Below are 12,474 nucleotides of genomic sequence, written 5' to 3'. Positions count from 1 at the left end.
GTTAGAGAGCCTGGATTCCCGTTAACAGAAAGCAAATCCACTGTTTGAGCCAACAGGCGAGTTTGGGTTTGCTTTCTGTTGCTTTTAGGGAATTCAGGCTCTCTTACTACTTCTTGCTTCATGGAGTTGCGAACCAGATCTTATACCAAGGCATACGCAAGGACCGGGAATCCAACCCAAATTAATGTATTAAACAGCAAAAAACTTCTTCTCCCCGGCACGTTTTAATACTTCCTCTATCTTCTGATTCTGCCTTCCGATCACGACTCCCGCATTGATCACTTTTCCACACCGTTCCATAACATCCATTGCTTTTTTTACTGCTGCATCTGACACTGGTTCATATGGCTTTTCCTCTATGATTTCAGCTGCTAAAAGTTTCGCCAGCTGGTAGTCTGTCTCACCCGGATACAGGATTCCTGCTGCAAATGGAATTCCTGCTTTTTGGAGTTTCCGGTAAACCGGAATACCGTTTCCGCAGGATGATAATACCAGAACTTCCGGTTTTCCCTCGACTTTTGGCAGTTCTATGCTTCCAAAACACGGATCGTAAAAGCCGTTATCTATCTCATAGATCTCCCGGATTTTTTCTGATGTAAAGATTTCTTCCGGCGTCCCGTAACCGGCTACCCGGTCACCTTTTACGCACAGGATCTTATCCGACATCTTCTGTGCCAGATCAATCTCATGTAAGGATAAAATGACTGTAATTCCTTTTTCTTTTGCCATGTTTCTCAATATTCCAAGCAGCTCCAGTTTATAGCGGATATCAAGAAATGATGTCGGCTCATCCAGGATCATGATCTCCGGTTCCTGGCAGATGGCTCTTGCGAGCAGTACACGCTGTCTCTGTCCGTCGCTGATTTCCTGAAAATTACGGCTTCCAAGTTCCTGTGCATGCACGGCTTCCATTGCCTGATCTACTTTTAATTCATCCTCTTTTGATAAGATTCCAAGTCTTCCCGTGTATGGATATCTTCCCGTTGCCACCACATCATGACACGTCATAAGCTCCGGCTTCAGACGCTCCGTCAATACCACTGCAATCTTTGTTGCCATATCTTTGTAGGACATTTTCTGTAATTCTTCATTTTCTACATAGACAGAACCGCTGATTGTCTTAAGCTGTCTGGTGATGCTCTTTAATATCGTAGATTTGCCGGCTCCGTTTGGACCGATCAGTGTTACGATTTTTCCTTTTTCGATGCCGATATTGATATCTCTGATCAATGGTTCTCCCCGGTATCCAACCGCAAGTTCTTTTAATTCTACATAATAATCTGCCATTTTACTTTCCTCTCTGTCCACGGACCATCATATATATCACAACCGGAGCTCCAAATATAGATGTCACAGTACTGATATTTAATTCCATCGGGGCAAATGCCATTCTTGCGATCAGATCACAGATCATGCAGAATACCGCACCCCCTATAAAAGTTCCCGGAATCACTACCAGCGGCTTTGATGTCTTCAGTGCATGCTTCACAAGATACGGAACTGCAATTCCAACGAATGAGATAGGTCCCGCAAATGCTGTTACACATGCGGATAATATACTCGATAAAAGAATCAGCGCCACACGGAAAAAGCGGATATTCACCCCCATGCTCTGTGCATATGCTTCTCCCAGCTGATATGCACCGACCGGCTTAGACAGTAACACTGTTAAAACTACCGTAACTCCCACCACGATCAGGGCCACCTCTACATTGCTCCAGTTCATGCCCGAAAAACTCCCCTGTGACCAGCCATGAAGATTTACAATATCCGAATCTTCTGCAAATGTCACGATAAAATCCGTAATTGCAGAACAGATATAGCCAATCATAATCCCACCGACCAGAAGTGTCGCCATATGATGCATTTTCTTAGACAGAAGCAAAATGAACCCCGTTGAAATGAGTGCTCCTGCAAATGCCGCTATGATCAGCGTATATGATGACACGAAGGAATATCTTTCCAGGAAAAATATCATCACAAGTGCTACCATCATCTTTGCCCCGGAAGAAATTCCAAGCACGAACGGTCCTGCGATTGGATTTGCAAAAAATGTCTGTAATAAGAATCCAGACAAAGACAAGGCACCACCCAGGATTGCCGCCATCAACACTCTCGGGAGCCTGATCTTCCAGATAATATTCGCCTCTGTACCTTCTCCGCCTCTTCTTGCCAGAATTTTCAGGATCTCCGGTACTGAGATATCTACATTCCCTGTATTAATATTTAAAACCGTCACCACACAAAATGCCGCTGCCAGCACCACAAATACCGCAAAATACCTCGATCTTCGTCTAAGTATTTCTGCCTGAAAGCGGCTTTCTGTCCCGTTTTTCTTTTTTACCTGTACTTTTTTTTCTTCATGATTCTCTTTTTTTCTCATATCTTCTAATCTTTCTACAAAAAAATCAGATGAACCTTTCACCGCCCACCTGATTTTCATTATACGTTATTCTGTCACCTGATACAAGAATGTCATCTCCGATGGATCGCCATCCGTCAGCATCAGATGAATATCTGTAATCAGATTGCCCACGATATCAGTGGCCTGATACAGAGATTTTCCTGTACACCAGACATTTCCATTCTTTACTGCTTTAAAATCTGCAAATAATTCATTCTTAGCGGTCAGTTCCTGTACCGACTGGATCGGGTTGTCAATCGTCGCATTATAGATCAGATAATCCGCATCCTTCGCCTTCGAATAGAATTCTTCCATGGACAGATTCACAGAAGAGCTCTTGCTTTCGGTATTCTTCAAATCCTTAAAAATATACTTGCCGCCTGCAATCTCTATCATCTTCGGAATATAGTCTTTACTGCTTCGTACCACAACGGTTCCATCTGTACTTACGAAGAAATATGCAACCGTCTTGCCTGTATTTTTAAAGTCCTTCAGTTCTTCAATAATTTCCGCCTGCTCTTCAAAGAATGTATCTGCCGCGTCTTCTTTATTCAGCATCGCCGCATACGCTTTGATCCACTCTGTTCTTCCAAGCGGATGGCCTTCGTAACTGGAACGGTCAATAAAAACCGGGATGTCCAGATCTTCGATCATCTCCTGTACCTTTGGCGTATGAAGAATCATCGTAGATTCAATGGCAAGATCACAATCCTCTTTAATCAGCATCTCATAATCCGGTTCACTGTATTTTCCGGCAAAGAGGATATCACCTGCTTCCATTGCTTCTTTTGCATGCTCTATATACCAGTCAGAAGCCTGTGCCCCCGACATCCGTATATGATCCAGACCATCTATCGAGTCAAATAATGCCATTGCCGACGTTGCTGCCAGATAAATATGATCCAGCGGCTGCTTTAAAACTATGATATCCCCGTCCAGGCCTTTTGGTGCTTTCTTTCCTTCCGGGACGATCAGATACTGTCTGTCATCTTTGACATCCAGAAGTTTATAGCCGCCTTTATAATAGAAGACATTGAATTCTGTCGCATATGTAAGGTTCATGGTCTTCTGATATTCCAGTCCTTCTATTTCCGGTGCTTTTTCTTTATTGGAAGTGCTCTTATTTGAAGAACTTTTTTTTGCACTATCTTCTGTCTGTGTCTCTTTTGACACTCCGGATGCCTGACCGCTTCCGCATCCGGTCAGTGTCCCGGATGCAAGTAGCAATGTACTTAACAACACACACAGTGCCCTGTATCTTTTTTGCTTCATCTTTTTCTCCACTTTATCCCCATAAGTTTTCATGTTCTATATTCAGAATCTGTCGTGAAAATGCTTTCTACCAAATACACATCTCTATTTACTTCTTTGTGGATTCTTCATCAACCTCTGTTACATGCTCTGGCATCCAAGAAGCACTTCATATACTTTTTCCCATTCCTGTTTTGCCTGTTTGCCTTTTTCATCTTTGGAACGGTCTACAATTACCGGTATTTTCAGCATCGTCATCTTTTCTGTCATCTTCTGATAACTTGTCATTTTCTTTTTGACTGCTTTTTTGCTGCTTCCTTCTTTTGGCAGAATGCCCGATGAAACAATTGCAAGATCACTCTGTGCTTTTACCAGCTTTTTATAATCCAGCTTTCCGGAAGTTCCTGCGTAGAGGACTTCTTTTTCTTTCATCTTACCTTTTATGGTATCGTTCTTGCATTTTTTTGCTTTCATACCGACTGCCGATACACGTTCTGTCTGATTCAGCTTTTCTAATATAGAAAGCACATGGTTCGTTCCGGCATAGATGCTCTTTGTATCCGGGCGCAATACGATAACTTCTTTATCGAGTCCTGCCGGAATCTCTGCATTTTCAGGAACGATCAGGTATTTTACAACCTGTGCCTGATAAAGATCTGCCTGTTCCTGCTCTGCAGGATTCAAGCCGTTTGCTGTACTGTTTTTCTTTTTCTTTTTCTTAGTATTCTTCTTCGATGTTTTCTTAGATTTTTTCGTAGTCTTCTTAGCTGTTCCGGATGTTTTTTCCGTCTTCTGGCTTTCTACCGCTTCCGTACGGCCCGTTCCCTGACTTAAATCAATCTCAAGCAATGTAATTCCCTGATCATAATTATAGATTTTAAAATATTTTGCATGTTCCACTTTTGTCTCAGACTGATACTCAAGACCGATGATCTGTGGTGCTTCTTCATCCAGCTTCTGGTTCACTGCTGCTGATTTTTTACTTCCGTCTGCGTTCGTTCCTGCTCCTATTACGGTAACATTTTTTCCGGCTGTTGCTTCTTTTCCGCCTGTCGCTGCCGCTGCCAGATATACGAAGATACTGTACTGGATTTCATGAGGTGTTGACATTGCTGTCGTCATACCAATGATTGTATTGTTCTTATTCAGCGCCACCGGAATTACAAATGTTGTGGATCTTGCACCTTTTTCGCTTGGATAGTATGTATTTCCATTGGCCTTTACATACTGATAATGCTGACTGCTGAATACCAGTGTTGCATATGCCTGCCCGCCTGTTACAGTAACCTTGCTGCAACTAATGCTTACCTTTCCTGTTCCACCTGACCATGAAAAACTGTCTGGTGTGTATACACCATCTTTTAATCCAGTCGAACTATTGACCTGTACCGTTGATTTATTCAGATCTGCTTCTGATTTTGATACAGTATCCGGCTGGCCATTATTCACACTGCTTCCTGCGCTGTTTCCGCTTCCGTTATTTCCAGAGCCTGCATTTCCACTTCCATTCGAACCCGTATTTCCATTTCCTGTACCTCCATTTCCAGGAGTCAGTGTTCCGTTTCCATTTCCAGATCCGCCAGGATTTAAAGAGCCGTTTCCATTACCGGATCCATTGTCGGAGATTTTTTTCATTCCCTCTGAATAAAAGGTCAGTGTTCTGGTATCCCATTTATTACTTTTCGTTGTATGGACTACTATATCCATTGTCTTATCCAGTTCTTCTACCGGAATTTTAAATGTATACTGTTCTGCCAGCAGATTCTCCGGAAGGATCCAATGTGCCTCATCATTTGGTGCATCTTCGATACTTCCAAGATAGAGACGGTTATATCCCTGCCCACTCAACGTAACGGATGCCGACATCTGTCCATTCTGTACCTGCATTGTACAGCTTACGACGCGGAACATCTTACCGCCTGCTTCTGCATTTACTTCATAAATTCCATCTTCAATAATTCTTCTTGCAGATTCTGATGAAAATGTAAGCGTTCTGTCATACCACTGATCTTTTCTTATAGAATGTGCAGCAACGGCAATCTCTTTATCCAGACTTTCTACCGGGATTCTATATGTGTAGTTTCCTTCTGCATCCGCTGCATAATGAATGCACTGTGCATCTGTTGCCTGCGCTGCTTCTTCTGCAGTCCCCATGTATAACTTATCGTATCCGGTACCGCTTAATGTAATCACTGCATACATTTTACCGTTTTCTGATGTCAGTATACAATTTGTTACTTTGAACATTGTACTGCTGGATGTTACATCTACATGATAGCTTCCGTCTGTCAGTACTATTTCTTCCGGATCAGACGGTCCTGGTTCCGATGGGTCTGCCGGGTCTGTCGTTCCCGGATTGGATGGCTCTGACGGATCTGTTGTTCCCGGTTCTGACGGAACTGGTCCGGTTGGTTCTTTTCCTTCTGAAAGCTTTACATTCAGACTATACTGCGTATAAGATCCCATCTTTTCTACATAACCTACAACCGCCATCTCTTTATTCAGATCTACCGGGATATCAAATGCACTGGTTCCTTCTGCACTGTCAGCTCTTTTCTCATATTCCTGAATGGTTCCTGCAACATTTATCCATATTTTTGGATAACCGTCACTTGAAAATATAACTCTTGCAGTTGCTTTTCCATCTTTTACCGTAATGCTCTCACATGTGATCGAAGTTCTCTTAGAACCACCGATTGCCGCCTCATCCGACTGATATACACCATCTTTAAAGCTTCCTGCTTCTGCCGTAATCTCCGGAAGTTTTGCCAGTGCTTCCTGCTTCTTTGCATCTGCTTCCGAATTATCAGCTTCGTTTGCATCTGCTCCGGCTTCTGTCTGATCTGCTCCGTTCTCCACCTGCCCGGAGAGATTTCCAGTCTGTGTAGCAGCGTTTTCATTTGCATCTGCATTGTTCTGTACATTATCAGCGCCAGATGCATCGTTTACCGTATTCTGTTCCTGACTGTTCTGATCTGCTGTCTGAACTTCTGACTCCTGTGCTTCTGATGCAGAGTCTGCCGCCTGTGTTGTCTCTGTCTGCTGGTCTGCCTGTATTTCTTCTGCATATACACCCGGCACTGGTGTTAATGTCATTGACGCTGCTATAAAAAGCGCCAGAAAACGTTTTGAATTGTGTTTCATAATACTTTCTTCCTCTTTGGATACATATTTAATTAGGCGCAAAAAAACCCTCCCACGAAATAAATACATTTTCGTAAAAGGGTATAAAATCACCATACATACTGGCAATCTATGTACAACCAATTACTCGTGGTCCGGAATTTCTTCCATGTACACTACAGGCAGGTCTCCTGACTTACAGATCTTTACAGCAAATCTTAAGTCTTCCCGTAATACCAGTGACTTTTGAATTCTTTCATGATTTTCTCTGATTTGCTGCTCCCTGCTTACAGTGACGAGTTCGCACAGGACTTTCACCTGTTTCCCTTTTCACCGGCCCGGACCTTTGTATGTCTGATAAGACTCCTTCATATCATCCGGCCGACACCTGCAGTTTGTCATTCATTTTTATTCTTTTCCTGTCAACGATACCACATGTCCGGAAAAAATGCAATCTCCAGAGCATGTCTGAAAATGCTTTCTTCAAGATATGTACCACGCTCCAGAGTGTGTCTGAAAAATCTTTCCTGCAATCTAGCCAAGATTCTGTTTCTGGACCGTTTCTTTTGCCTGATACTTTTCAAAGGAATGAAGTATTTCCTCTTCATTTTCTCCCTCGATAACCAATATCATCTTCTTTCCTAATGTAACGGTCATCATCCCCATCACAGACTTTCCATCGATGATGAGTTTGTGAGCCACATCCTCAATCAGTGTATCTGCCTCTGTCCTCTGACACATACGCGAAAATTCTACAAGCTGCTCTGGTGTCTGGAATTCTACATTCATCTTTACCATTTTTTATGTCTCCTTTCGTGTGTATGAACCATTTCTTTTGTACCGGCTCTTTTAAGACCCTTTCCATAAAAAATATAAGTCAGTATACTACGTTTTGTCTTTTGTGGGAATATATTTTTTTATTTCTTAGCATTGTCTTTTCGCTCCAGATATATTATACTTAGTTGACATTTATGATATAGTAATTCATATGTCTATATCATTTTTATATTATGATATCTCAGGAGGCCCCTCATGATTACTTACGATTATTACCGGATTTTTTACCATGTAGCCCAGCATCACAGTTTTACGAAAGCTGCGGAAGTACTTCACAATAACCAGCCTAATATTACACGCTGTATGAACAATCTCGAGACCGAGCTTGGCTGTCATCTGTTCGTACGCTCCAACCGCGGCGTCTCCCTGACGCCGGAAGGCCAGAAGCTTTTTGACCATGTAGCGATTGCATTCGAGCAGCTGGAACTGGGCGAATCCGAACTAAAGCGTGACCAGAGTCTTACAAGCGGCCTGATCTCTATCGGTGTCAGTGAAAATGCGCTCCGTCTCATGCTGCTTTCCAAACTCGAAGCCTTTCACAACCGTTATCCACATGTCCGGTTAAAAATATCCAACCATTCCACGCCACAGGCGATTGCCTCTTTGGAAAGCGGACTGGTAGACTTTGCGGTCGTAACAACTCCGCTCACGATCCAGAAACAGTTCCAGAAAGTCTCTCTTGGCTCTTTCCGGGAAATTCTGATTGCCGGACCGAAGTACCAGGAGTTAACCACACACGTCTGTGCACTGGAAGAACTGGTCAAATATCCTTTTGTCTCTCTGGAAAATAATACCAGTACCAGAGATCTGCATATCCAGTACTTTTCTTCTCATGGTCTGCCGTTCCGTCCGGACCTTGAGGTTACTTCTACCGACCAGTGCCTTGCTATGATCCAGCATAATCTTGGTATTGGCTTTTATCCGGAAAAACTGGCCGAAGGACCTCTGAAACGTGGTGAGATCATACAGATTCATCTAAAAGAATCACTGCCGGCCAGACATATCTGTCTGATCCGGAACAGCTTCAGACCGCAAAGTATCGCCACCCAGAAATTAATCGAGACACTGATCCGCATCTAGCTGCGGGTCAATGTCTCTTTTTTTTGCGCCTCTATATCCATAAACATCAACAAGAAGCTGACGATCAGAAGTCCACAGGATACCCATATCATACGAATTCCGTAATGTGCAGACAGATTTCCGCCAATCCCGGCTCCAACCGCAAACAGAAATATAATTCCAAAATAATACATTGCCTGCCGCAGCTGCTCCGGTCTTCGTTCTCTCAGATAGAATGACAACGCCGCCGTTCCGCTTCGTAAGTTTCCGATACACATCGTACTTGCGTAAGAGAATCCATTTACCTTCCGGAAACTCTGTACCTGCATTGCACAGGCAAAGGATACCAGAACGGTAGCAAGCATATTTCCCTGCTGCGGAATAAATCCGACAATGAACAAAATGATGATCTCTGCCCCCAGGATTCCCTGTCTCCAGTGAATCCGCTTTGCATATTTGTATCTATTCTGGATCTGCTCTGCAATCAGCACCCCCAGTGCAAATGCAAACAGCGGGAATAAATATTTTAACCCTGCCATCCATTTTCCCTTCATAAAGTTCTGACTCATCAGCACAACATTTCCCGTCTGGGCATTCGAAAATACTTCATTCCTCGTATTGTACGTGTACGCATCCTGAAATCCGCCGGACAATGCAAGAAATGCACTGCAGATGAATGCTTCCGACATCTGCTTCCCGGTAAACAGTCTCTCCCATACTCCCATTATGTTCCATCTCCTTCGTATAATCTACGATAACTAAACAGGGGGAATTGTTTCTTAGCATTTCAGCTTCTAAAACCATCCCCCTCAACGGATTATTATACCCAATAACTTTCCGAATGTGAAACGTATATTTAATATGTTGTCTATATGTTTTTTATATACTAATCGTTCCAGACTTCTTCTGCAACTTCTTTTACGAATGCAACTTTTTTCCACTGTTCTTCTTCTGTCATAACATTTCCTTCTTCAGTAGAAGAAAATCCGCATTGCGGACTCAGGCAAAGCTGGTCTTTTGCTACATACTTTTCTGCCTCTTTGATTCTTTCCTTTACTTCTTCTTTATCTTCCAGTTCCGGGAATTTTGATGTGATCAATCCCAGTACAACTTTCTGTTCTTTGATATAACGAAGCGGAGAAAAATCTCCCGATCTTTCTGAATCATACTCCAGGAAGAATCCATCCACATTACAATGTCCAAATAAAGTCTCTGCAACTGGTTCGTATCCACCTGATGAGAACCATGTGGATCTAAAATTACCTCTGCAGATATGCATTGTGATTGTCATATCTTCTGGTTTTGCTTCCAATGCCAAATTGATCATATTTACATAAGATTTTGCAATCTCATCCAGATCAAAGCCTCTCTCTTTATAAATTTTTCTCTTTTCTGCATCACAGAATTCTCCCCATGAAGTATCATCTAACTGAAGGTATCTGCATCCTGCATCATAAAATGCCTGAATTGCCTTCTGATATGCAATTGCAATATCATAATACAGATTTTTCATATCCTGATAACGTTCAATCGGTGTGTACTCTTCTGCACGTACACAACAGATCAGGTGCAGCATAGATGGGGAAGGAATCGTCATCTTACAAAGTGTATCTCCTGCTATACACTTCAGATATTCAAAATGTTCCAGGAATGGATGATTTCCAAAATCAATCTTATCTGTAATCTTAAGTGTTGCTGCTTTTGGCTGATGTCCTTTAAAATGTACAGACCAATGCTCCGCCTTGATTTCCTCTACACCTTCCAGATCTGCAAGGAAATCCAGATGCCAGTATCTTCTTCTGAATTCCCCGTCTGTAACTGCCTGAAGTCCAATCTCTTTTTCCTTTTCTACCAGTTCTTTAATCGCTTTATCTTCTGTCTCTTTTAACTGTTCCTCTGTGATCTTTCCTTCTGCAAGTTCTGCTCTTGCATCCTTAAGATACTCCGGACGTAAAAAACTTCCTACTACGTCATAACGAAATGGTGCCTGTTTACTCATGCTTTATATCCTCCTGTACTTTAGAGCATATCTGAAAAATCTTTTTTCAGACAAATTCCAGCTCGTTTTCTCTGATAAAAAGTATAACTCATCTGTTTTTTTATGTATAATACAAAAAAACAGCAGTTTGTCATAGTTTTAAGCTATAGCAAATTGCTGTTTTTACTATTTTTCCTGCATTCCGCCCGTGTATTTTTTCAGCGCTTCCATATATACCTTCCCGTATCTGCTTAAGCTTACATCCTTACGGACAATTGTCCCAATCCGCATATATTCATCCACCAGAAGTGGTTTCCCTATAATGTTCTCTCCATTAAGTTCTTTACTGATTACTCCAGAGCTTACCGTATATCCATCCAGCCCCACTGCCAGATTGAATAATGTTGCCCTGTCCCTGACTTTGATATTCTTATTCCTGTCCAGTGTACTTAATATTTCTTCCGAAAAATAAAAAGAATTATAATCCCCCTGCTCAAATGACAGGTACGGATATTCTTCCAGATCTTTAAGAGTCAGCACTTCTTTATCTGCCAGAGGATGCTTCGAGCTGATAAATACATGCGGTTTTGCAACAAATAATTCTTCAAATTTCAGATCATTCTGACGGATCAGTTTCATGATGACCGTCTCATTCTGCGACGAAGTATACAGGATCCCAATCTCACTTTTCAATTTTGCCACGTCCTCGATGATCTCATAAGTCTGCGTCTCTCTTAATGTAAAATCATATTTTCTCGCATCAAACTTACGGATCACATCTACAAATGCATTGACCGCAAAAGAATAATGCTGACACGACACAGAGAATCTCGGATTCCGTTCATTTACATTCAGATATCTTTCCTGCATAAGACCGACCTGATCCAGGATCTGTCTTGCATAAGCAAGGAATTCATCTCCCTCAGCAGTAATCGTAACCCCCTTATTCGTACGGTGAAAAATCGTAACCTGCATCTCCTGCTCCAGTTCCCGGATTGCGTTGGTAAGGCTCGGCTGGGAAATGAACAGTTCCTTCGCAGCTTCACTTATGGTTCCTTTTTCCGCTACCATGGTAATATATCTCAATTGCTGCAATGTCATAAGCTTCTTCCCCCTATAACATATAAATCAGCGCATTACAGATACATGCCGCAATATTACTTCCGCCTTTTCTTCCCCTTGCCACAATATACGGTATATCCTCAAGTGTCAGGATCAGTTCTTTGGACTGTACCACATTGACGAATCCTACCGGTACACCGATCACAAGCTCTGGTTTGATCCGTCCGTTTCTGATAAGTTCATACAGATGGATCAATGCTGTCGGTGCATTTCCAATCGCAAAGATTAGTTTTTCGTCCAGTTCACATGCTTTTTCCATACTTGCAACAGCTCTTGTTGTTCCATTCTTTTTTGCAGCCTGCGCCACATCTTCATCCGACATAAAGCAATACACCTGTCCGCCGTACTGTTCCAGTCTTTTTTTGTTGATGCCTGATTTTCCCATCTGTGTGTCTGTCACGATAGACGCTCCATTTCTGATTGCATCCAGCGCCTTTTCCACCGCATGCTCTGAAAATACCAGATTCTTTGCATAATCAAAATCTGCACTTGTATGGATACATCGCTTTGTGATAGGGGCCTGGATATCCGGAAGGAATATTTTCTCCTGCTTCAGTTCCTCTGTGATGATCTCAAAACTTCGTTTTTCAATCTCTGTTGGTAGTACATTTTCGATTTCTATCTTTGTCTGTGTATGATTTTTATCCGTGACATTTTCTATTGTTTCCAATGTGTATGATCTTCCTTTCCTGCGCATCCC

The 12,474-nt window shown here is 42.3% G+C and carries 10 protein-coding genes and 1 riboswitch; of the genes, 1 reads left to right on the top strand and 9 read right to left on the bottom strand.

Going from position 1 to position 12,474, the window contains the following annotated elements:
- Positions 1 to 189: 189 nt before the first annotated feature.
- The 5 genes from ACWJAF_RS08110 to ACWJAF_RS08090 form a co-directional block, all read right to left on the bottom strand.
- Positions 190 to 1,287: an ABC transporter ATP-binding protein gene (locus ACWJAF_RS08110; protein WP_296092088.1), complete on the bottom strand. Its 1,098-nt coding sequence runs from the start codon at positions 1,285 to 1,287 to the stop codon at positions 190 to 192.
- Between the two features lies 1 nt (position 1,288).
- Entirely contained in the window at positions 1,289 to 2,383 is a 1,095-nt protein-coding gene (locus ACWJAF_RS08105; RefSeq protein WP_448863166.1) for a FecCD family ABC transporter permease, read from the bottom strand.
- A gap of 66 nt (positions 2,384 to 2,449) precedes the next feature.
- Positions 2,450 to 3,709, bottom strand: a complete 1,260-nt coding sequence (locus ACWJAF_RS08100) for an ABC transporter substrate-binding protein (RefSeq protein WP_448863165.1) — start codon at positions 3,707 to 3,709, stop codon at positions 2,450 to 2,452.
- Between the two features lie 87 nt (positions 3,710 to 3,796).
- Entirely contained in the window at positions 3,797 to 6,799 is a 3,003-nt protein-coding gene (locus tag ACWJAF_RS08095) for a hypothetical protein (RefSeq protein WP_448863164.1), read from the bottom strand.
- A gap of 143 nt (positions 6,800 to 6,942) precedes the next feature.
- Positions 6,943 to 7,141: riboswitch (cobalamin riboswitch) on the bottom strand.
- A 171-nt stretch (positions 7,142 to 7,312) separates the two neighbouring features.
- Positions 7,313 to 7,576, bottom strand: a complete 264-nt coding sequence (locus ACWJAF_RS08090; RefSeq protein WP_448863163.1) for an HPr family phosphocarrier protein — start codon at positions 7,574 to 7,576, stop codon at positions 7,313 to 7,315.
- Between the two features lie 234 nt (positions 7,577 to 7,810).
- On the opposite strand from ACWJAF_RS08090, the gene ACWJAF_RS08085 reads away from it, so the two are divergent.
- Positions 7,811 to 8,695, top strand: coding sequence for a LysR family transcriptional regulator (locus ACWJAF_RS08085; RefSeq protein WP_296032298.1), 885 nt, complete (start codon positions 7,811 to 7,813; stop codon positions 8,693 to 8,695).
- Here the strand turns inward: ACWJAF_RS08085 and ACWJAF_RS08080 are convergent.
- The 4 genes from ACWJAF_RS08080 to ACWJAF_RS08065 all read right to left on the bottom strand — a co-directional run bounded on the left by ACWJAF_RS08080 (position 8,692) and on the right by ACWJAF_RS08065 (position 12,471).
- Positions 8,692 to 9,399 (bottom strand): YoaK family protein, encoded by a 708-nt coding sequence (locus ACWJAF_RS08080; protein WP_296032297.1) that lies wholly within the window; start codon positions 9,397 to 9,399, stop codon positions 8,692 to 8,694. The genes ACWJAF_RS08085 and ACWJAF_RS08080 overlap by 4 nt on opposite strands.
- A 161-nt stretch (positions 9,400 to 9,560) precedes the next feature.
- Positions 9,561 to 10,673, bottom strand: a complete 1,113-nt coding sequence (locus tag ACWJAF_RS08075; RefSeq protein ID WP_448863162.1) for a 5-methyltetrahydropteroyltriglutamate--homocysteine S-methyltransferase — start codon at positions 10,671 to 10,673, stop codon at positions 9,561 to 9,563.
- A gap of 165 nt (positions 10,674 to 10,838) precedes the next feature.
- On the bottom strand, positions 10,839 to 11,753 hold the full coding sequence (locus ACWJAF_RS08070; protein ID WP_296032294.1) for a LysR family transcriptional regulator: 915 nt from the start codon (positions 11,751 to 11,753) through the stop codon (positions 10,839 to 10,841).
- Between the two features lie 13 nt (positions 11,754 to 11,766).
- Positions 11,767 to 12,471, bottom strand: coding sequence for a precorrin-8X methylmutase (locus ACWJAF_RS08065; RefSeq protein ID WP_296032308.1), 705 nt, complete (start codon positions 12,469 to 12,471; stop codon positions 11,767 to 11,769).
- Positions 12,472 to 12,474 lie beyond the last annotated feature (3 nt).

The organism is Dorea sp., assembly GCF_977044405.1.
This window is presented reverse-complemented; position numbering and strand designations above follow the sequence as displayed.

Coding starts and splice junctions, on each gene's coding strand:
- ACWJAF_RS08110 (WP_296092088.1), bottom strand. CDS start 1,287: ATGGCAGATTATTATGTAGAATTAAAAGAACTTGCGGTTGGATACCGG.
- ACWJAF_RS08105 (WP_448863166.1), bottom strand. CDS start 2,383: ATGAGAAAAAAAGAGAATCATGAAGAAAAAAAAGTACAGGTAAAAAAG.
- ACWJAF_RS08100 (WP_448863165.1), bottom strand. CDS start 3,709: ATGAAAACTTATGGGGATAAAGTGGAGAAAAAGATGAAGCAAAAAAGA.
- ACWJAF_RS08095 (WP_448863164.1), bottom strand. CDS start 6,799: ATGAAACACAATTCAAAACGTTTTCTGGCGCTTTTTATAGCAGCGTCA.
- ACWJAF_RS08090 (WP_448863163.1), bottom strand. CDS start 7,576: ATGGTAAAGATGAATGTAGAATTCCAGACACCAGAGCAGCTTGTAGAA.
- ACWJAF_RS08085 (WP_296032298.1), top strand. CDS start 7,811: ATGATTACTTACGATTATTACCGGATTTTTTACCATGTAGCCCAGCAT.
- ACWJAF_RS08080 (WP_296032297.1), bottom strand. CDS start 9,399: ATGGGAGTATGGGAGAGACTGTTTACCGGGAAGCAGATGTCGGAAGCA.
- ACWJAF_RS08075 (WP_448863162.1), bottom strand. CDS start 10,673: ATGAGTAAACAGGCACCATTTCGTTATGACGTAGTAGGAAGTTTTTTA.
- ACWJAF_RS08070 (WP_296032294.1), bottom strand. CDS start 11,753: ATGACATTGCAGCAATTGAGATATATTACCATGGTAGCGGAAAAAGGA.
- ACWJAF_RS08065 (WP_296032308.1), bottom strand. CDS start 12,471: ATGCGCAGGAAAGGAAGATCATACACATTGGAAACAATAGAAAATGTC.